19 protein-coding genes are annotated in these 21,605 nt (G+C 45.2%); 8 read left to right on the top strand and 11 right to left on the bottom strand.

Translation table 11 applies throughout. The features are described from left to right. Positions 1-127: 127 nt before the first annotated feature. The 5 genes from EAE30_RS10535 (at position 128) to pstB (ending at position 5,203) form a co-directional block, all read left to right on the top strand. A complete protein-coding gene (locus tag EAE30_RS10535; protein WP_123015870.1) occupies positions 128-898 on the top strand; it encodes a BUD32 family EKC/KEOPS complex subunit in 771 nt (256 codons plus the stop codon). A gap of 603 nt (positions 899-1,501) precedes the next feature. Then, positions 1,502-2,539 (top strand): phosphate ABC transporter substrate-binding protein PstS, encoded by a 1,038-nt coding sequence (gene pstS, locus EAE30_RS10530; RefSeq protein WP_123015869.1) that lies wholly within the window; start codon positions 1,502-1,504, stop codon positions 2,537-2,539. Positions 2,540-2,613: 74 nt separating this feature from the next. Then, positions 2,614-3,537 carry a phosphate ABC transporter permease subunit PstC gene (gene pstC, locus EAE30_RS10525; RefSeq protein WP_123015868.1) on the top strand — a complete coding sequence of 308 codons (924 nt, stop codon included), beginning with the start codon at positions 2,614-2,616 and terminating at the stop codon, positions 3,535-3,537. Beyond that, on the top strand, positions 3,537-4,379 hold the full coding sequence (gene pstA, locus EAE30_RS10520; protein ID WP_123015867.1) for a phosphate ABC transporter permease PstA: 843 nt from the start codon (positions 3,537-3,539) through the stop codon (positions 4,377-4,379). The genes pstC and pstA overlap by 1 nt, the downstream gene beginning before the upstream one ends. 38 nt (positions 4,380-4,417) lie before the next feature. Next, the gene (pstB, locus tag EAE30_RS10515) at positions 4,418-5,203 is read left to right on the top strand and encodes a phosphate ABC transporter ATP-binding protein PstB (RefSeq protein ID WP_123017335.1); all 786 of its coding nucleotides are present in this window, start codon (positions 4,418-4,420) and stop codon (positions 5,201-5,203) included. Between the two features lie 92 nt (positions 5,204-5,295). Here pstB and EAE30_RS10510 read toward each other — a convergent pair whose 3' ends face one another. Then, positions 5,296-6,273, bottom strand: coding sequence for a sensor domain-containing diguanylate cyclase (locus EAE30_RS10510; protein ID WP_123015866.1), 978 nt, complete (start codon positions 6,271-6,273; stop codon positions 5,296-5,298). Between the two features lie 140 nt (positions 6,274-6,413). Between EAE30_RS10510 and EAE30_RS10505 the strand changes: the two genes are divergently transcribed. Beyond that, positions 6,414-7,361, top strand: a complete 948-nt coding sequence (locus EAE30_RS10505) for an IS30 family transposase (RefSeq protein WP_123014179.1) — start codon at positions 6,414-6,416, stop codon at positions 7,359-7,361. Here EAE30_RS10505 and EAE30_RS10500 read toward each other — a convergent pair. Continuing rightward, positions 7,350-8,282, bottom strand: coding sequence for a hypothetical protein (locus tag EAE30_RS10500; RefSeq protein WP_164711829.1), 933 nt, complete (start codon positions 8,280-8,282; stop codon positions 7,350-7,352). The two genes, EAE30_RS10505 and EAE30_RS10500, sit on opposite strands and share 12 nt — an antisense overlap. 235 nt (positions 8,283-8,517) lie before the next feature. Here EAE30_RS10500 and EAE30_RS10495 point away from each other — a divergent pair, with 235 nt between their 5' ends. Continuing rightward, complete coding sequence (locus EAE30_RS10495; protein WP_123015864.1) at positions 8,518-9,642, top strand: M14 family metallopeptidase; 1,125 nt, start codon at positions 8,518-8,520, stop codon at positions 9,640-9,642. Positions 9,643-9,741: 99 nt separating this feature from the next. Here EAE30_RS10495 and EAE30_RS10490 read toward each other — a convergent pair whose 3' ends face one another. From EAE30_RS10490 to EAE30_RS10455, 8 genes are all read right to left on the bottom strand, one after another. Next, positions 9,742-11,865 carry an alpha-galactosidase gene (locus tag EAE30_RS10490; protein WP_123015863.1) on the bottom strand — a complete coding sequence of 708 codons (2,124 nt, stop codon included), beginning with the start codon at positions 11,863-11,865 and terminating at the stop codon, positions 9,742-9,744. Then, positions 11,866-14,946, bottom strand: a complete 3,081-nt coding sequence (locus EAE30_RS10485) for a beta-galactosidase (protein WP_123015862.1) — start codon at positions 14,944-14,946, stop codon at positions 11,866-11,868. It abuts the gene before it with no gap. Positions 14,947-15,038: 92 nt separating this feature from the next. Continuing rightward, positions 15,039-16,412 (bottom strand): melibiose:sodium transporter MelB, encoded by a 1,374-nt coding sequence (gene melB / locus EAE30_RS10480; RefSeq protein ID WP_123015861.1) that lies wholly within the window; start codon positions 16,410-16,412, stop codon positions 15,039-15,041. Positions 16,413-16,771: 359 nt separating this feature from the next. Further along, a complete protein-coding gene (locus EAE30_RS10475; protein ID WP_123015860.1) occupies positions 16,772-17,125 on the bottom strand; it encodes a DUF805 domain-containing protein in 354 nt (117 codons plus the stop codon). 229 nt (positions 17,126-17,354) lie between these two features. Further along, entirely contained in the window at positions 17,355-17,735 is a 381-nt protein-coding gene (locus EAE30_RS10470) for a VOC family protein (protein ID WP_123015859.1), read from the bottom strand. Positions 17,736-17,835: 100 nt separating this feature from the next. Beyond that, a complete protein-coding gene (gene mntR, locus EAE30_RS10465) occupies positions 17,836-18,255 on the bottom strand; it encodes a manganese-binding transcriptional regulator MntR (protein ID WP_123015858.1) in 420 nt (139 codons plus the stop codon). A gap of 7 nt (positions 18,256-18,262) precedes the next feature. After that, positions 18,263-19,537 (bottom strand): Nramp family divalent metal transporter, encoded by a 1,275-nt coding sequence (locus EAE30_RS10460; RefSeq protein WP_123015857.1) that lies wholly within the window; start codon positions 19,535-19,537, stop codon positions 18,263-18,265. A gap of 146 nt (positions 19,538-19,683) precedes the next feature. After that, a complete protein-coding gene (locus EAE30_RS10455; protein WP_123017334.1) occupies positions 19,684-20,097 on the bottom strand; it encodes a MarR family winged helix-turn-helix transcriptional regulator in 414 nt (137 codons plus the stop codon). A gap of 347 nt (positions 20,098-20,444) precedes the next feature. Here EAE30_RS10455 and EAE30_RS10450 point away from each other — a divergent pair, with 347 nt between their 5' ends. Continuing rightward, a complete protein-coding gene (locus EAE30_RS10450) occupies positions 20,445-20,756 on the top strand; it encodes a hypothetical protein (protein WP_123015856.1) in 312 nt (103 codons plus the stop codon). Positions 20,757-20,842: 86 nt separating this feature from the next. Here EAE30_RS10450 and EAE30_RS10445 read toward each other — a convergent pair whose 3' ends face one another. Next, the gene (locus tag EAE30_RS10445; protein ID WP_123015855.1) at positions 20,843-21,583 is read right to left on the bottom strand and encodes a DUF481 domain-containing protein; all 741 of its coding nucleotides are present in this window, start codon (positions 21,581-21,583) and stop codon (positions 20,843-20,845) included. Between the last annotated feature and the right edge of the window lie 22 nt (positions 21,584-21,605).

Below are 21,605 nucleotides of genomic sequence, written 5' to 3'. Positions count from 1 at the left end.
ATAGTTAGACTCTTTCTTTTAACATAACATTGACAATACTGTTCAATTTTTATTTCACACTAGTGCACATGTATCATGAACAGTGTACAATTAATAAAAGCGAATCAGAAGTACACCTGAGGATCCCATGAGCAACAAGCACAGTGATGTTTTCGTACACATGATCGAACAATCCAATACCATTTATTGGCTTAAGCGATGTGGCGAAGACAAGCGCAATGTTATCAATAAAACGATTAATTTTTATCTGAAACGTCAGAAAAATTTGTCGCATTTAACGTTAACGAGCGGATTATCCCCTAAAGAGCGCTTCCAACAAGAAGTGTCCGTTTTGGAATACGCACACCAACACCATCTCCCCACTCCGGAAGTGGTTTTCAAAGGGCGTTCTTTCTTTGTCACAAAAAACGCAGGCGAACCAATTCATCGTGCTAACCCCTCACTGCATGCGGAGTTATTTCACAAAGCCGTGGCGACGTTATGCCAATTTCATCGCAAAAATATCATTCATGGGCGCCCTGCCATGCGTGATATCGTGGCCGATGAACAAGGTGATATCACGTTCTTAGATTTTGAAGAAGCCAGACTGTCTAACAGCCCCACTCTGCGTACTCGCGATTTCTTGTTATTTTTGTTGGACTCTTATCGCTTAAAATCGGTCACCCAAGAGCAACGACTTGCCGCATTGCTCAATTGGTATCATGAGTTTGGTGAAGGAACCGACTCCGCATTCCGTTTTGTTGAATCGACACTCAGTCGCTTTGGCTGGATTGGTAAAGTTATCCTCAAATTTCGTCGCAACCGACTCTCCAAACAATTACTCGCTCTGCAAGTCCTACTCACCGAGTTTGAAGCAGAGAAACACGCGCAACGTCAAACGTTATCGTCCGTCCAGTAATCGTCGCATCGTTCTATAAAACGCAGGCTGTATCTTAGCCCCAGTACGACACCGAACGGTTTGATAACACAATCTATCCCAATGGCATTACTCAACCACATAATCTCATTGGGATAGAACCCTACCGGCCTCTGTGGCTTCACCTCTTAAAGCATAAGCTGCTAAAAGGTAGCCGCCTCGTCCTCACCAATGACATACCTCCCCGCTTATTGTAGCTTCATAAACTGCCCGCTCAGCGCCGAGATCTCCCTCTCTTGACACGCCAATCGACGACCAAAAACGCGTTTTGCAGTGAAGCCGCACATCTCAGAAACGAAGCAGCAAAAAACAGGCAAAAAGAATAAGAATCTTATGTGTCACGATTATGACAAACTGGTGACACAAAATAGCCAAAACCTATCAGTAACAGAAAAATTGCCATTCTCACCTATCAAAACATCTTTTTAAATACACTATAAATATGACATTTATATTTCATTTTTAGAAAATTAGACCTCCATATTTGGAAAGTTATATTGAAAAATGATGCTTTAAATACCCTTGTCATGCTCTTAACATCCTACCTCGAAACAACAAGTCATCTTTTCTTTTAGGGATTCAAAAATGAAAAAACTCGCTGTCTTAGCTGCTGCTTCATTATCTGTGTTATCGGCTAGCGCATTTGCCGATACAACAATCAACGGCGCAGGTGCGACTTTCCCATATCCTGTTTATATGAAATGGGCAAAGAATTACAAATCAGAAACTGGCGTTAAACTCAACTACCAAGCCATCGGCTCAGGTGGTGGTATTAAGCAAATTTCTGCGAAAACAGTCGATTTCGGCGCATCGGATGCACCTCTAAGTGAAAAACAATTAAAGAAAATCGGTCTTACTCAATTTCCAGCTGTGATGGGTTCGATTGTTCCTGTTGTTAACGTAAAAGGCATCAAGCCGGGTGAATTACGTATTTCAGGCAAACTGCTCGGTGATATTTACCTAGGTAAAGTCAAATATTGGGATGATGAAGAAGTCAAAGCGGACAACAGTTCGATTTCTTTACCACACCAACCGATCGTAACCGTTCACCGTTCTGACGCGTCTGGCACCTCTTACAACTACACCGGTTATCTTTCTAAAGTCAATGCAGATTGGAAAACTCAAGTTGGTCAAGGGAAAGAAGTTGTCTGGCCAAAAGCGGCAACCAACCTAGGTGGTAAAGGCAATGCGGGCGTTGCAAACTTAGTCAAACGTACACCAGGCGCGATTGGTTACGTTGAGTATGCCTATGCTGAGCAAAATAACCTGACTTATACGTCAATGAAAAATAAATCAGGTCACTATGTCAAACCAACCTTAAAATCTTTCCAAGCAGCGGCAGCCAATGCTGACTGGAAATCTGCACCTGGTTTTGCCATCGACTTGAATAACCAGCCTGGCGCGGATTCTTGGCCAATGACGGCAGCGACTTTTATCCTTATGTATAAAGATCAAGCCAACGCAGATAATGCCAAAGAAGTCTTGAAATTCTTTAACTGGGGTTATAAACACGGCGACCTAGCGTCATCTCTCGGTTATGTTCCAATGCCAAAATCTGTTGTTTCAATGGTCGAAGACATGTGGTCAAAAGACATCAAAGCAAACGGTAAAGCGGTTTACTAACACACTGTTGCTACGACAAGTTGACCTCTGACAATTGTCAGAGGTCTTATTCCATATTCAACCAATGGTAATATATTGTGATTGCTACTCACGCGACTTATGACCGATGCTTTAAACAAGGAAGCTTTTTTAGCGCTTTCTTGGTTACCATCACAATGGCAGCTATTTTTGCGACCCTTGTTGGGGGCGCTATGCCAGCCATTAAAGAATTCGGTTTTAACTTTATTTTTAGTACCCAATGGGATCCGATCAACTTTGTTTTTGGTGCTGGCAATGCATTGTATGGCACCTTAGTTTCTTCTCTTATTGCTGTCGTACTTGCCACACCAGTCGGTATTGCGATCGCGATTACGCTTTCTGAACTCATGCCAAAATGGATTTCTTATCCGGTTGGTATTGCGATAGAACTACTGTCCGCAGTACCCAGCATTATCTATGGCATGTGGGGATTATTCGTGTTTGCGCCTTGGTTTGCCAACGGCCCACAACTGTGGATGCTTGAGCACCTCAGTGGTATTCCTGTGATTGGTACCTTATTTGGCGGTGCACCGCTAGGCCAAGGCTTGTTAACCGCAGGGATCATTCTTGCGTTCATGATTTTGCCTATCCTAACGGCCCTCATCAAAGACGCACTCAAAACCGTGCCTGACGTTCTGCGTGAATCTTCTTATGGGATTGGCGCCAACACGTTTGAAGTGATCACAAAAATCTTGCTGCCTTCAATTAAAAGCTCCATTTTTGGTGCGTTTATCCTTGCTCTTGGGCGAGCACTTGGTGAAACCATGGCTGTCACCTTTGTCATCGGCAACTCACAAAATGTGAGTGCGTCACTCTTCATGCCAGCAACGTCGATCTCATCAACGATTGCTAACCAATTTAACGAAGCTGACGGGTTAAAAATGTCCTCACTCTTAGCGCTTGGCTTAGTCCTGTTTATTGTCACATTCTTTGTGATGGGTTATGCCCGCATCCAATTACGTAAAGGCGGGGTTTCATAATGAAAAAAAGCCGACAAATAAAAAACTGGCTCTTCAAAACAGCCTGCTATATCGCTACGGGAGTTGGACTCTTTATCTTAGCGGCCATCATGTACAGTTTGATTGAGAAAGGCACCACTGCACTGTCGCTCGATGTGTTTTTTGAATCCGTTCCCGCACCTGGAGACTCAGGCGGCGGTCTGGCTAATGCGATTGTAGGCTCATTAATGATCAGTTTAATGGGGATTTTAATTGCCATCCCTATTGGGGTCTTAGCGGGTACTTGGCTGGCAGAATTTGGTCGCGATTCAAAAGTTGCAGACACTATTCGCTTTATGAATGGCATGTTGATGTCTTCACCATCCATTTTGATTGGCTTATTTGTCTACTTACTGTTTGTGGCCCCCTTCCATCACTTTTCTGGTTGGGCAGGGGCTATCTCTTTGGCGATCATCGCCCTACCTATGATCATTTCGACTACAGAAGAAATGCTCAAACTGGTACCACCAAGCTTACGTGAAGCAGGTGCGGGAATTGGCGCGCCTCTTTGGAAAGTGACAACAGCATTGAGCTATCGCAGTGTTGGAGCCGGCATCATCACGGGTATTTTACTGTCATTTGCTCGTATTGCCGGTGAAACCGCGCCATTGCTGTTCACAGCCTTGAGCAACTCTTTTATGTCTTGGGATATGTCTGGCCCTATGGCCAACCTCCCAGTAACCATTTATAACTTGGCCATGAGCCCTTATGAAACCTGGAACAATCTAGCCTGGACTGGTGCCCTGATCATCACCACAAGTATCCTTGCTTTGAATATCATTTCTCGTTCCATTCCATCTTTACTAAATAGGCGGAAACTATGATGTCCTCGTTTGTTGAACCAAATACTATGATTCCTACGATGGAATCGGAAACTCATCACGTTGACTCTGAAAGGCGCATGAGCGTTGAAGGTCTAAACTTTTTCTATGGAGACAATAAACAGGCATTATTTGACGTTAATATGCCTATTTATAAGAACCGTGTAACAGCCATCATTGGTCCGTCAGGCTGCGGCAAATCCACCCTGCTGCGTACCATGAACCGTATTTACAAGTTGTACCCGAAACAATCGGCCAAAGGTGTTATTAAACTCGATGGCAAGAATATTCTTGACCGTCAAACGGACTTGAATTCACTGCGTGGTGATGTCGGTATGATTTTCCAAAAACCGACCCCGTTCCCAATGAGCATTTATGAAAATATTGCCTTTGGTATACGCTTGAAAGAAACCTTGTCTAAAAAAGAAATGGATGAACGGGTACAACAAGCACTAGAACAGGCTCGTTTGTGGAAGGAAGTGTCAGACAAACTGCATACCGATGCCTCGGGCTTATCCGGTGGTCAGCAGCAACGTCTGTGTATTGCTCGCTCCATCGCGCTGCAACCAGAAGTCTTACTGATGGACGAACCGACGTCGGCACTCGATCCTATCGCCACCCAAGGTATTGAAGAGTTGATCACGAAATTACGTCGTGACTACACGATTGTGATTGTGACTCATAATATGCAGCAAGCAAAACGGATTTCCGACTACACTGCGTTTATGCACTTGGGCAAACTGATTGAATTTAATCCGACACAAAAGGTGTTCGAAAATCCAGATCAAACCATGACTGCCGAATACGTTGGCGGAGAATTTGGTTAACGGACATCTCCACTCTGACTTGTTGAAAAAGCACCAACCACGTTGGTGCTTTTTTATTGGTCTGATATTTCCCTAATCCCTTTCAAAGGAAACTAACGTCGCGAAGAGTGACTTAACCGCACAACATTAGACGTCGATAAACGACTGGCACAGCGGTTGCGTCCTTGGCGTTTCGCCTCATATAAATACGCATCGGCTTCAGCAATAACCTGTTTTAAATCGTCGTGACTGGTAAACATTGCAATACCTAGGCTAACAGTGATACGTCCCACATCAGGAAAATCAAATTGCTCGACTGTCTGACGCACTTTCTCTGCGACATACTCCGCTTCTTTTAGCTGGGTTTCAGGACAAACAATCATGAATTCTTCTCCGCCCCAGCGGCCAACTTCATCGACAGAGCGCGTATTTTCATTCAACATGATGGCAAGCTGATATAACACTTTATCCCCCACCAGATGACCATAGGTGTCATTCACCGACTTGAAATGATCAACATCGAGCATGATGACCGAAAATTTCAACCCATAACGCCGCGCACGCTCTTGCTCTTGCGCTAAACATTTATCAATTTTGGCGCGATTATTGATTTTCGTTAATGAATCCATTTCGGCCATGAGTTCAAGCTGTTTCTTCTCAGTTTTATCCGAAGACACCGACATGTACCCGACTAAGATGTCTTCTTCGTACAAAGGCAATATGGTACTAAACAGCCAAAATTCATGGCCCGATTTGGTCAGATTATGAAACTCGCCTTGCCAAGATAAGCCGGCATCTAAGACTTGCCACATTTCGGTGTTATCACATTCTTCACGATTAAAACACAACACATCCGCAGGCTGGCCAATCAGTTCACGGTCAGAGTAACCACTCAATAAACTGAACGCATTATTCACTTCAGTAATGTTCCCGCTGAGGTCGGTTTTTAATACTGGGACCGATTGGTTCATAATGTTTAGATATTGATCGCGCTCTTTGGAAACCCGCTTTAAATGAGAAATGAGGCGCGAAGGTTTTAGGGCAAGTAAGCAGCCAAATAGAACAGAACAGGTCAGCACCAGCAAAATCATTTTCAATAAATAACTACTATGTTCTGCGGCTTTGGCCCGATTTCAGATAATAAGTGCGACATTCATGGAAATATGTAGAAGAGGAAGCCAACTGCTGAAAGTGGTACGCTCTTCTCGCCAAAGAAACAAGCAGTACTACCATGAATTATCAACAGTTGACCGAAGGCAGAAGATACCAGATTTCTGCTCTTTTGGAACGGGGAATTTCGGTTCCTGAAATAGCTAAAACAGTTCAGTGCCACCGCTCGACGGTATACCGTGAGCTTAAACGCGGTCGGAAGGGAGAGCATTATTGCCCTAACGAAGCCCAGATGTCGTCTACCAAAAAGCGCAAAACAGCACGTAAATACCGAATACCAAAGGAACGTGTCGATTTTATCCGCCTTCTTTTAGAAACAGATTGGAGTCCAGAGCAGATTTCTAATGTATTAACGAAAATTGGTGCATCTGTCAGTCATGAGTGGATCTATCGCTTTGTTGCTCAAGATAAACGCTTGGGCGGTAAGTTATATCGTCACTTGAGACAAGGTCATAAGCGGTATCGCCGAGGTAAACAAGAGAAAGCTCCAGCGATAAAAAATACCGTTTCGATTGATGATAGACCAAGCATCGTTGACAGTAAGGAGCGGTTTGGTGACTGGGAAATCGACACTGTGCTAGGTAAGCATGGTACAGGTGCAATGGTGACTATTTTAGAGCGTAAGACTCGATTTTACGTGGTAAAGAAAGTGCCATCTAAGTCAGCGGATGATGTCACCAAAGCGACAATAGAGCTACTGAAGCCCTATAAGAAACATGTCCATACCATTACGGCAGATAACGGGCGAGAGTTTGCAGGTCATGAAACCATCGCAAAAGAATTAAAGGCTGATGTGTACTTTGCTCATCCGTACAGTTCTTGGGAGCGTGGTGCTAATGAGAATGCGAACGGTCTTTTAAGGCAATATGTGAAGAAAGGAACCGATCTAACGACAGTGACGGACATCGATATAGAGTTCGCTTTATCGCGGATAAATTACCGTCCGAGAAAGTGTTTAGGCTTCAAGCAGGCAGCCATTATATTTGAGGAGATGGCTTTAGCTTCTTGATATTGGAGAGTGTCGCACTTCGCAGTTGAATTCGGGAGCATCTAAAAAATGGCTGCTTGCTCGACTGTATAGGTAAATACTGGCTTGGCCAGGCATATGGTCGAGCTTATAGCGAGTAAGGTGGTGTTCTCGTAGCTCGGATGGCGAATGGATATCCACCATATGAAAGGCCTTTTGCAGCGTATAAGGGTATGACTGATTATCGATGTCAGACGCGGGGGTGTGTGAGGACGCAATGATGTCACCGTTATGAGCAACCAAAAAGAGTTCAAGCTGTGCGTTGGTCGTTAATATTTTAAGCGGGAGTGTCATGTTAACAAACAGCCCCATGTAGCCTGAGATCGGTTTATCAGACGAACGATGAATCGGGACGATCGCTAACAACACCGGAATATCTGGCTGGTCATTAAATCGATAATCGCTCGCGTGTTGGATGCGTGAAAAATGGACTTCGCTTTCTCTGCCCGAGGCATTCGCGCTGACCCACTGACTTGGGACAATACGTTTTATGCCTTGTGCCGCCTTATCAACCACCAATCGGTTATTTTTATCAATGTACATGGCCTCCTGTACACGCCCAGCCGAATCATAATACTCAATCCGATAGTTGGCTTTAGACGCACTGATAATCCCAAACATCCAGCGCTCTATTGTGGGAGTAAGTGGTTGGTTACTGGATGGAACATCGTTCAATAACCATTGGTTGTCGTTGATATTATCAATGGAACGCAGAGCAGACTGAACAAAGTAATCTAACGTTGAGTCGGCTCGTTGCTGTTGAAAATGCGTGCTTTCAATAATCGATTTTTCTTCAAGATCATCAAAAAAATTGTCAAAAATGAACAAGGAAACCGACAGTACAAAAACACCAAACACTATGAAATACGTAATAAACGTCCAATACACCCGTTCCCTGAACACATAACCTCCAATCATCGCTGAAACAGTATCGCGTGATGCTGCCCGTTAACTTTAGCAGAAAAGCAACCATATGCATAAAACTACATAACTGAGAGTCGCTATAACCGTCTTTTATATCATGGAGTTAATGAGCAAACCGCTCAGAACGCGAGGTCCCTAGCCATTGTCCTCTCACTTTTCTTCCCAGCTTAAACTTGCTATCGTCTCATTACACCCATCAACCTAATTCGTGCTCATGAAAATATTCAGCAATTTTGATAGTGGTAACATTCACGTAATCCAAGCAGAATCTCGCGACGACATTCAATTGTCCATTCCAAAAGATAATCAATCCGAGTTTGCACAATGGTTTCACTTTCGCTTAGAAAGCGAGCCTCAACAGCCTCATGCATTTAAGATTAAACACCTGAAAGACTCGGCCTATCCAGAAGGTTGGCAAGGATACGATGTTGTGGCTTCTTACGATCGACAAGAATGGTTTCGTATTCCCTCAGAATTTGACGGGGATACCTTAAGTTTCACGGCCATTCCTGAATGCGATTCCATGTATTTCGCGTACTTTGCCCCTTATTCCTATCAACGCCATCTCGACTTGCTCCACCAAGCACAAACCCATTATCTATGCCGCCTTGAAACGCTAGGGCACACATTAGACGGCAATGATATGAGTTTATTAACGATTGGCGAACCAAGCGACGATAAAAAACGCATTTGGATTACCGCTCGCCAGCATCCTGGTGAGAGCATGGCAGAATGGTTTATGGAAGGCTTCATTGAACGGTTACTGGATGATACCGATACAGTAGCTCGCGCCTTATTAAATAAAGCGACCTTCTATCTAGTCCCCAACATGAACCCCGATGGCAGTATTCGCGGACACCTGCGCACGAATGCGATTGGAGTGAATTTAAATCGAGAATGGCAGACACCGACGCCAGAACGCAGCCCAGAAGTGTTTTACGTTCGTGAACGTATGGAACAAACGGGTTTGGATATGTTTCTTGATATTCATGGAGACGAAGCCTTGCCGTATAATTTTGTCGCCGGCGGAGAAGGTATCCCGAGTTACAATGAGCATATTGCCAAGCTTGAGGACCAGTTTAAGCAAGCCTTAATGACGATCACCCCCGAGTTTCAAGATCAACATGGCTATGATAAAAACGCACTGGGTACTGCCAATCTGACCGTGGGGTCTAAATGGGTGGGCGAACGCTTTAAAACCCTTGCCTATACCATCGAAATGCCATTCAAAGACAACGCACAACACCCTGATGAGCTATATGGATGGAGCCCGGAGCGCAGTGTGGCGTTCGGGGAAGATACTCTGGCCGCCATTTTACACGTTGTGGATCAATTATAATCCCCCAAACGTCCTTGCATCACATCAATAAAAAGGCGGAGCCATCTGGCCCCGCCTTTCTCTCACATTGACTTTCACTCTGCGCAAATACCAAGACGATTAATGGCACTCCGCTTGCCGAATCTCAATCAATATGGCCGTTTCAGGATCGAGCAATGGCATCGCGATTCCCGCTTTCGCAAGCCACTCACCACTTAACGTCAGCGGTTCACGAGTCCAACTTGGTTGGCGATTAACGATCTCATGAAGCTCTGGAGGCGCATCAATCAATTCAATATGATAGTCACGCGCCGGATCCAAACCAGGAATACGCAGCCGCCCAGCCAAGGAATAGGTACTCATCCCCAATTGGGCAACCATCACCAGTGCTTGGCTTTGGTCATCGGATAACACCGCGAGCCCCTGCTGTTGATGATCATCCAGTGTCAGGCGACAGGTTATTCCGTTGTGTAATAACGAACGCCATTGTTTATGCAACGTCACATACTGACGAAACGCGGCTTTCTCTTCACTCGAGGCTTGAACCGGGTCCAACTCCAACCCCATATGGCCAAAAATGGCTGAAATACCACGTAATGACATACTGTGGGTACGTCGTGTCGAGTGGCTGCGCGTGGCCCCAATATGTGACCCCATCACTTCTGGTGGGAAAAAGTAACTAAACCCTTTTTGAATTTGTTGTCGCTCTAGCGCATCATTATTATCCGATGTCCAAAAACGATGCGTTCGTTTTAACACTTCATAATCAATACGACCGCCACCAGCCGCACAAGATTCAATCTCAACCTGTGGATGCGCCAAGACCAGCTTGTCAAGCAAGGCATAATACGCACGTACTTGCTCCACCCCAGATGCCATTCCATCATGCCCTGGTTGCACGATCTCTCGGTTCATATCCCACTTAATATAATCAATGGGATAGGTTGATAAAAAATGGTCAAGACGTTCGTATAAATAATCAAATACTGCAGGGTTTTGTAAATCCAACGTATATTGATGACGACCCGTGGGCGGCTGATAACCGTCCACTCCTAATACCCAATCAGGACAACGGCGGTATAGATCAGAATGAGGATTCACCATTTCTGGCTCAAACCACAACCCAAACTCCATGCCTAACCCATGAACATGGTCGATCACCGGACGCAAGCCTTGCGGATATTTGCCTTCATCGATGAACCAATCCCCAAGCGATGAGGTATCATCATCGCGGCCACGAAACCAACCGTCATCGATAATAAAGCGTTCAACCCCAATGTCTGCGGCTTCGGTAGCCATCGCCATAATATAGTTTGGATCATGGCCAAAGTAGATCCCTTCCCAAGTATTCAAATGCACCGGACGCGGTTTACTGACTCGTTGCTGTAAGATGTCTTGTCTCACATGGCGATGAAATTGCTGACTCATACCATTGAGCCCCGCAGCGCTATAACCCATATAAAGCGTTGGCGTCGTTAGACTGGCATGAGCGGCTAGGTATGTTTCTCCGGGCAAGTATAAGGCTTCCGCTTGCAGAACTCGCCGACCATCGGCTTTGACATCGACTCGCATACGATGGTTACCACTCCAGGCAAGATGGGCCCCCCACACCTCACCCGTCTCTTCAGCAAAGCCGCAAGGCCCGACCATTAAGGCAGGATAATGTTCGTGCGAAGTACGCCCGCGGCGATTCTCTTGAATAAATCCACCCGCCGACAATGTGGTGCGTGTTTGCTGAAACTCTTTGACCCAACGTCCATAATAAGACAGCACTTCACCTGCCCGTTCCGGTAATGTCATGGTATTCGCCAACCGTGTGACGCTATAACCCGACTCCCCTATGTTGGTTAATGTCTGATGCATTTGCAGTACGTCATGCGCGTCGATCTGCACAGTCACCGATAAGCGAAGTTGAGCTCGGTCATCTTGACTTTCAATGCACAATTGTTGTTCCGAATGATGCACGGCTTGAATGATGAATTCCGGCGCCCAATGTCGACCATTTCGATGCCCTTCAACGCCAGGAGAGCCAAAATTACCTCGGGCAAGCTGCGGATTAAGAGACACGGGGATATCATCATCCAAGCGGCCATACGGAATAGGACGCAGCAACGCGGCAAGCGCATCAGCATCTTGCACGTCATTGCTCAGTGCTTGCCCGTAATAGACAATTTCCGCCACGTCACCCACGTGTATCAATAACTGAGAATGCGTGCCTTTCAGTTGGTAAAACTTGGTGTCCATTTACGTGTCCTTGTGTTGGTGAGAGATCGGAGCAAACGTCAATTGATATCGATACTGAGTCTCGCGGAGTAAGTAGGCTTGATGAACACTCGGAGTCCATGAATCATCGCCCCCAATCCCCATATGATGAGCATCAAGGTGCAAGTGTAAATAGTCATCGGCCACCAGCTCATTGGTATGCTTGGCCTGTTCAAGCGTTGCTTGGCTGTAGGGGCTAACGGAAAATTGAAACTGTCCCGTCACCTGTAAATTCCCTAGTCTCAAGGTTTCGGTATCACAACGCAACCCGTTATCCGTTGGAAAAATATAAGGCGTATGCATGTCTGCCATCGGCTGCTGATACCAACCCACCCGAGCCGACGCTTTGCGATCGGGGTAGTTTTCGTGGGGGCCTCGACCTAACCAACCGACCGAATGACAGCTTGGAACCGCGGCATGCATGCCCACTCGAGCCAACGAGGGAAGCGATGCTTGACGTTGCACATCAACGTCAATCGTCATGCGCTCATCCGCTGTAAACGAATAAGTCCAACTCGTCGTCAATACAGTGTTGCCATGCGCTGAGTGAGCAAACTTCACCGAGACACCCACGCGCCCATCACTGTGCTGAGCCTTAATCTGTGTACATGTCGATGATAACGCATCTAACCCGGCCTGCTTCCACTGCGCCATCCAGCTATTAGGATCAGGGCGGTCGACCTCACTGGTGCCAATATCGTTATCTAACGGCGCTCGGTAGAAACAATCTTGCAATGGCGCAAGCCACTGCTCGCGGCCATCTACTCGCCAATGAACCAAATACCCACTGGTACGCTCAAATTGCCACTCACTGTTGCCAGCCACTATGGTAAAATAGAGATCATCTTCACTGAGAGTCACACCATTATCCTGTTTCTCTTCGATAGGCGCGTGATAGGCCGATTTTAAGGGAAACTGTGCCTGTGCCACGCAATGATTTTTGTCAGCCCAAGGTGTCGCCTGAGCGAGCGTAATATCCACATTTAAATCATAACGCGCTTCACTCTGCCAATGTTGCTGATCCAACTCGATAGCTAGACAATGCGTGTCTTGCGGGGCAATGCTGATCGCGCTTTCATTCTGCTCAATGGCAACGCCATCTTTGAGTAACGTCCAGCGACAAAGTAGCGCTTCTTCACTGAAAAGATGTTCACTCGTGATCAGCAATTGTGATTGGCGGTAGTCAATCGCATAAAATTGCTGCGCAAATTTCGCTTCAATGAGCGTTGGGTGTGGGGTTCTATCTGGCCAAATCAATCCATTAATACAAAATTGTCGATCATTAATTTCATCGCCAAAATCGCCACCGTAGGCCCAATAGGAAGTACCATTAGCCGCTATTTTTTCTAAGCCTTGATCCACCCAGTCCCAAATGAATCCACCTTGCAACCTTGGGTACTGACGAAATGCTTGCCAGTATTCATGATAACTGCCTAAGCTGTTCCCCATCGCATGGGCATATTCACATAAGATTAAAGGCCGAGTCTCACCCGGTTGACTGATCCAATCTTTGATCGCGTATTTAGGATTCGCTCCACCCTGATGCTCGTCAACACGTGCATACATCGGGCAAATAATATCGGTGGCAGCGGTGTTGGCGCCTCCGCCTTCGTATTGTACCGGACGTGAGGGATCGCGCTGCTTAGTCCACTGGTACATGGCATGATGGTTCAGTCCTATCCCCGATTCATTACCTAGCGACCAAATAATGACGGATGGATGGTTTTTATCCCGTTCCACCAGACCTATCATGCGCTGCATGTAGGCTAAGTTCCACTGGCTGTCATCCGAAAGTCGACACATCGGAAACTGCCCATGGGTTTCAATATTGGCTTCATCAACCACATACAAACCATATTGATCACAGAGCTCATACCAACGAGGATGATTCGGATAATGAGCCGTACGGACTGCATTGAAGTTATGCTGTTTCATCAACCGAATATCGTCAATCATGCTTTGCTCGTCAATGGCATGTCCAGTTTTGGCATCATGCTCATGGCGGTTGACGCCACGAATCAATAAAGGTTGACCGTTCACTTTTAATAAGCCGTCTTCGATAACGACATTGCGAAAACCGATATTATACGCCTCGCAGTCGACCACTTGCTGGGTGTGATCAAGCAAGCTAATCACGCAACGATACAAATTCGGCGTTTCTGCCGTCCAATGTTTGGGGTGTGTTAACCGCAAACAATGCACCGTACGGTCGCCCCATCCTCCTTTTTCATCGACATCCACCGCTGCGGTACCTTGAACTCGCTCGCCGTGTAATTCAACCTCAGTGCCAGTATCATCAAACACCGTGACTTCGACGGTATACTCCGATGAGACTTGACTCAAGGTCGTGACGACCTCTAAATGACCATGAACAAACGCTTGATCTAAGGTTGGTTTAATGTAGACATCATCAATACCCACGCGCGGTTTACGATACCAATACACATCGCGAAAAATACCACTCAGCCACCACATGTCCTGATCTTCTAGATACGAGCCATCACTCCACCGCATCACCATGACCGTTAATCGGTTGACGCCCACTTGAGCGATATTCGTCAGATCAAATTCTGCAGGTAAGCGACTGTCTTGCGAGTATCCCACCCAAATACCATTGCACCATAGATGAAAGGCAGAATTGACCCCCTCAAATACGATACGTAACGACTCATCCTCTAGATCTTCCAGCCAAAAATCCCGTGCATAGCATCCGGTGGGATTCTCTTCAGGAACATAAGGCGCATTGTCGACAAATGGATACTTTACATTGGTATAAATCGGCTTATCAAAGCCTTGTAACTGCCAGTTACTGGGTACCGTAATCGTCTGCCAATGGGATAGATCAGCTTCTTGCTTGACGAGCGCTTCGGGCACATCTTGTGGCTTAGCAAAAAGTTGGAAAGCCCATTGGCCATTCAAAGAATGTCGATGGCTTGTGCCGTTCAGCGCTTCAGAGACGGTCGTGTAATGATGCAAAGGAGCATGAGCAGGACGAGTCCCCGACTTGACAACCCATTGGTTTTGCCAATCTTGGCTGGTAATAATATCGTGAAATGTGCGCATAAAGACCTCTTTGTAACGCTAAAAGGGGGACTACGCCCCCTTAAAAATTCATTCGTAATTAATGATAAAACGCGTGTTCATTAGGGTGGCAACTAGTCCGTCACTGAGCGTAACGACGATGAAGAAGCCTCCGTATTCTCTGGCGGGGTAAACCCTTCATGAAGGAAATAGTAGCGTTTATAAATGATGGCACTGAGTAACATCAGTAGAATCGGCAGCCCTACCATCATCATGTTTAATCCGAAAATAGTGCTGTCTGTCTGCTGCACATTCGGAACATAGCCAATGGCGGATAAGCCAATACCAACGATAAACGCTCCCGCGGCTCCCGCAAATTTCACTAACATGGTTTGTACAGAAAAAATGACGCTTTCAGTACGTCGACCAATTTTATGCTCACCGTAATCCACCACATCGGCTAACATCACGGTTTGCAACGCATTAGCAATCCCTACGCCAAATTTAATTGCAGCACCAGATAAACCAATCAAGAGGGTATTCCCTGGGGCAAGAACCCCCATGATAACCAGCACAATACAAGAGAAGATCGGTAAGCCACACGCAATCACCCACAGATTTTTACGAGGAAGGATAGAAGCCAGTTTAGGGAATAAAAAGACCCCTGCGACTTCCGCACCACCCGCAATCATCATGTATTTCGGGAATAGGCTTTCATCCCCCATCGCGTACGTAAAATAATAAATGGCAAAACCGCCGACCAATAAGTTGGCAATCTGAAAACACAGCACGGTACCAATCAAGGCCTTTAACTGATCGTTTTTCCCAATAATGGTAAACGTTTCTTTCAACGAGAATTTTTCTTCAAAGACAGAGACTTGCACTTTTTCTTTGACATTTTTGAAGGTAATAAATGCACTTAAAATGAAAAAGATAGTGATAATACAAGCGGCATAGAAAAAGCCTTGTCCTTGGTCGCCATCGCCCAAATCTTTCACGATCGCTAAGCCGTAACTCCCAGTGATAAACCAAGCGAAGCTGGCAAATAAACGCGGCCACACCACCAGTTTTTCGCGCTCAGAACGCGAATCTGAAATCGCAGGGACCATTGACCAAAAGGGAATATCCATAATGGTATAGGTTAATCCCCAAATAATATAAATAGCGGCAGCGTAAACATACGCATTCGTTCCTGAAAAGTGATGAGAACTGAATAAAGCAATGAGAACGACCGCGTTGATCAATGTGCCGATGACGATCCATGGACGAAACTTACCAAAACGTGAACGGGTGTTATCCACGACAACGCCCATCATAGGATCGGTAATCGCATCAAAGATGCGTGCAGCCAAAAAGATACTGCCCACATAAGCGGCAGGTAAACCAACCACATCGGTGAAATAGAACATTAAAAAGATATAGATAGGTGCACACGCTAAATCTTTACCGAATGCGCCCAATCCGTAGGACAGCTTGGTCTTTAGGGGAACTTTAATTGTAGGGTTCATGGCTTTTGGACCTTATGAGATTTGTTATATTTACGCGTATTATAAAAATCTCATAACAGAAATCTGTGATCATGCCATTAACATTGGAAACGTTTACACTCGATATCCATAAATCCGTATTGGCTCACAATTTTTCAATAAAGCCTATTTTTACAGGAGATTAAAGCGGTTTTCCTATACTGAACTAGCGTTCATAATCTCACACATCGACTCAGCATTCAGATATGTGTAATCGTTAACACCTCACCATCAGGCTATTAGGCGGAACAAGTATGCGAGGATAAGGGAAAAAAATAGCCCCCATGGATTGTGGCCAGAGACACAATCCATAGGGGCTTACGTGACTAGCCTTTAACCAATTACAGGCTCAGTGTTTCTTTGGGATTAGGACCGAATTCGTTCGTACCAGGAACGCTATCTTTCACCATAAAATACAACAAAATAAGCGAGCCGATAAACGGAATAAAACTGACTAAAAACCACCAACCCGAACGGCCAGTATCATGCAAGCGACGCACCGTTAACGCCAAAGATGGAATAAATATAAATAACGAATAGATGGAAGTGAACATTTCTGTTCTAGCCATTTGATTTAACGAGTACAGTGCAATCAAAATAATGCAGTTGATCAACATAAACATCCAGTACTGTTTGCGTCGCGCTCGTCCGTCGAAGACAAAGTACTGCCTGATGACTGATAAATACCACTCCATTTAACCCTCTCTTATGTTCGTTTTTGTTCTCGATATCAATCTAACACCTCACCACGCTGCGGCTAGGCAAGTATTCATCATTGTATAATACCTCAATTTCGCGGTGAGCACGTAAGCGATGGAAGCGTGATGCAGATACAAAAAATCAAAAACATCTCCAATCAGACATAAAAAATGCCAGCATTGCATGCGCTGGCATTGTTTCATTCGCTTGTCCGAAGCTGGCTCGTTAACTGAGTGGAAAAACGGCGCAAATTTTATTATTGGCCGGATCACGTAAGTACGCGATGTAGAGTTGACGCGTGCCATTATCACGAATACCTGGAGGCGCTTCACACGCAGTACCGCCACTCTTAAGACCCGCGGCATGCCATGCATCGACTTCGTCTTGAATGCTGGCTTGGAAGCCGATTGTCATACCATTACCATGGGTGGCCGGTTCCCCATTGATAGGCACAGAAAGAGCAAATACGCCAGTATCTGTTTTATAAAAACAACGACCACGTGCATCAATTTGCCCCTGAGCATGACCCAGTTCCGCCATCGTTGCATCGTAGAAAGCTTTTGATTCATTGATGTCATTCGCACCAAGCATTACATGAGTAAACACTCTTTGTCTCATCCTTGTCTGATTGTGATTTCAGTTTGCTACAAAACCTCAAGCCTGTCTAGATACAACTGGCGCGACGATTATATTCATCATTACGCGGTCATTGTTCTGAAGTTTTCTCTAAAAAAGCACACATCGCTTGCACGGTTTCTTCACTGCAATGATGTTCAATGCCCTCGGTATCCGCTTGGGCTATCGCTTCTGGAACGCCAAGCTTGCGCAAAGTTTTCAACACCACTTGATGGCGATAAGCGACCTTTTCGGCAAGCTCTTGACCCGCTTCAGTGAGAAAGATGCCTCGGTATGGCAATGAGGTGACTAAGCCTTGCTCATTCAGCCGCCGCACCATTTTCGAAACCGCAGCGGCACTGACACCAAAGCGCTGTGCAAGATCGGTACTGCGTACTTCCTTATTTTGAGTAAACAGCGCCGCGATCTCTTCTACATAATCTTCAACAAGTTCACTTTGATGATCCATTTTGACTTTATTGAAATACTCACTCTGTCTTGTTTTATTCATCGCTTACTCACACCAGAGAATAGTAGATAACATAAATATTTAAGCCAATAATCAGGCTACAAATCAAGCCACCTACCACGGTGACCCAGCCTCGATTGACCATGGTTCCCATGATGCGCTTATTGGCGGTAAACATGATTAATGGAAATAGAGCAAATGGAATACCAAAACTCAACACCACTTGGCTGGCCACTAACGCTTTTTGCTCCGAGACGCCCCAAACAATCACAGCGAGTGCGGGTATCATCGTAATTAAACGACGTAACCCAATAGGGATAGTAAAACGAACAAAGCCTTGCATGAGAACCTGCCCAGACATCGTCCCCACAACAGAGGAAGAAAGCCCAGCCAATAACAAACCAACGCCAAATATAATGCTGGCCATTTCACTGCCCATCAATGGACTCAGAAGCTTATAGCTTTCCGAGATCGTCGCGACATCATGATGTCCACTGGCATGGAAGGTGGAAGCCGCCAAAGCCAATAATGCAATATTCACCAAGCCAGCCAACGCCATTCCAAATATGACATCCCAGCGGTAGAAAGCGGCGATACGATCCCGCTCTGCATCATTTTTCGCCTTAAGACGATTTTGCGCTAACGCGGAATGGAGGTAAATCACATGTGGCATGATGGTCGCCCCTAAAATACCAGACGCGAGATATACCGCGTAAGTGTCTGGAAAAGTGGGAATTAATAGCCCTTTACTGAACTCAGCCACATCCGGTTGACTCATTAATAACTCAACGCCAAAGCCCCCTGCAATCGCCATAATCATGGCACCAATCAGGATTTCCATAAGGCGAAAACCAAATTGCTGCAGCAACAAAGCGGCGTACGTAATCAGGCCAGTGAGCAATGCGCCGTATATCATTGGGATATCAAACAGTAGATTGAAAGCCAGCGCGGCCCCTAGAAACTCGGCTAAATCCGTGGCAATCGCAACCAGTTCCGCTTGCACCCAGTAAAACCAGACTACGGGTTTAGGGTATCGATCTCGAATCACTTCCGCTAAGTTTTTACCGGTGGCCAACCCTAAACGCGCAGATAGGCCTTGAATGAACATGGCCATGATATTGGCAGCAAATACGACCCATAACAGCGCATACCCATAACGAGCGCCGGCTTCTATATTGGTCGCAAAGTTACCCGGGTCAACATAAGCGACAGCAGCAATCAGCGCAGGACCGAACATCACAATCCAACCTAACCCACGCCCTTTACCATTTATTACATTTTCAGCGTCTTGCTGAACGGATGAATCCGAAATAGAACGAAACATACCACCTCCAATCGATAAGTTAACCTTGGTTAACTTTCTTATAATGGGTTAAGAAGCGGTCGCTGGCTAATCGTTTTCACCAATTAAACTCATAAGTTTTACCTTTGATCAAAAAATGCGACCAAGCGATAGACCATCACCTTGATCTATCGCTCGAGCATTGTCTGCAACAAACGAACAAACGTGTCTTGTTCCTCTACAGATAACTTATCAAGAAACTGTTGATCCACCTTATTCGCCTTTGGATTCTCATCATCAAGTAAGTGCTCACCTCGCTCGGTTAAATACACATAACGACGCCGTTTATCTGAATCACTGGCCTGCCGATACAATAAGCCACGCTTTTCCAGACGGCCCAACATTTCCGCTAATGTCGCCTTGCTAGACACACTGGCCGCCATTAATTCAATTTGTTCAATTCCAGGGTGATCTGAGACGGCACGCATGACCGCAAACTGAGGTTTAGTGAGACTATTCATTTGCTGTTGCCAGCAGGCGGTATGCTGCTGCATCAACTTTCTTACTAGGTGAAAAGCAATATGATCTAACTTCGACTGCATGATAATCCCCATTCATTCAATGAATCATTCATAACGATTTAATCGACAATATTATCATAATAGGTGGGTGACGTTGAGAGTGCACCCATGTCTGTTCTCATGGGTTGCAACCGGCAATCTATGAATATGCATAATTATTTATATAAAGCGTGTATGAAAAAATTCAGTACAGTTTCATAGAACTTATATTAAGAGCACAATTTTATACATTGGAGAGAAAAGGAAGAATAACTAGTTTCCGCTTTTCAGAGAGTTATTTTTTTGCCGCAAAACGCAGGTATCAAAACCTCTCATGCTTATCTACACTGTTATGGCTATCGTCATTCACAATACAAAAGGAAATCGCCATGATATCGACCTGTAAAGAATGTGTGTTAGAAGATAAACATCACCATCATGCACGTATCCAGCTTACGCGATGTGGTACCGTTGCAATCGACATACCCGAAACCAACGAGCACATTGATACTGAACTGGATAGTGTTGAGATACGTTCGCACTCCGGCAAGCTGTGTTTAGTCTGCCAAGCAAAACTTAAAAGCCGGGAAAATATTCAGAGGAAAGCCCTACCGTTGCAACAACAAGATGCCTTGGAGTTGAATCAATTGATTAGAGAAGCCTCCGAAGAATATGAAACATTAATGAATGATTTATTATGAAACTCAAAGAATAGGCAATATATGTATCAATTAAAATAAAAAAGCACAGCCATTTTGCTGTGCTTTTTTTGCAATATCTCATCGAATTAAAAGTCGTAAGTAATGCTTACTGTACTGTATATTTCATCATGATCACTGTCTTCGGCGACATCAGTATTATAAATGTACTGAGTATCAAGAACTAACGCGACATTCTTCACTAACGTATTTTTTAAGTTCGCGTCCAATGTATAGGTCGTGTTTGACTCACCATAATCCATGTTCGCACCGCCGCCAACGGACAAGGTATCCGATAATTGGCTGTTCCCATTGATAAAGGCGTTAGCAATGATATCTTCTTCCACTTGACCTGGGTGTTTGCTATCCGTTTCTTGTCGCTTTGTGTAACGATAACCTGGACCGCCACCCACGGTTAACTGCGTCTTCTTCGTATCAATCAGATCTCGCTGAATACCGATCGTGGAGTCGAAGGAATGACGATACGTTTCATATTGATCATGCTTATACTCATTATCAATAAAGGCACTGTAATTTTCACTCACCGAATAGGCATACTTATAGTTTAATAAATATTTATTAACGCCATCGTCATCATCTTGTGAATTGGTGTAATAGTTACTCGCTTTAAAGGAGTGTTGAGAAGGCTTATCATCGTATTTCAGCCACACCCCAGAGTTAAGAGAAGTCGAAGAAGAGTTTGTTTTTGAATAAATAAAACCTAGCTTTGCACCACCGCTTAGTTTTTTATCTTTCGATGGCTCACTGGCCATAGCTGCAGTCGAAACCAATACTGCACCTAATGCACACAGTGTAATATAACGTTGCATACAATCCGCCCTACAATAATAT

The organism is Vibrio zhugei (assembly GCF_003716875.1).
In the GTDB taxonomy this organism is placed as follows: Bacteria; Pseudomonadota; Gammaproteobacteria; order Enterobacterales; family Vibrionaceae; genus Vibrio; species Vibrio zhugei.
The sequence above is the reverse complement of the archived record's forward strand: the minus strand, read 5'-3'. Positions and strand labels throughout refer to the sequence as shown.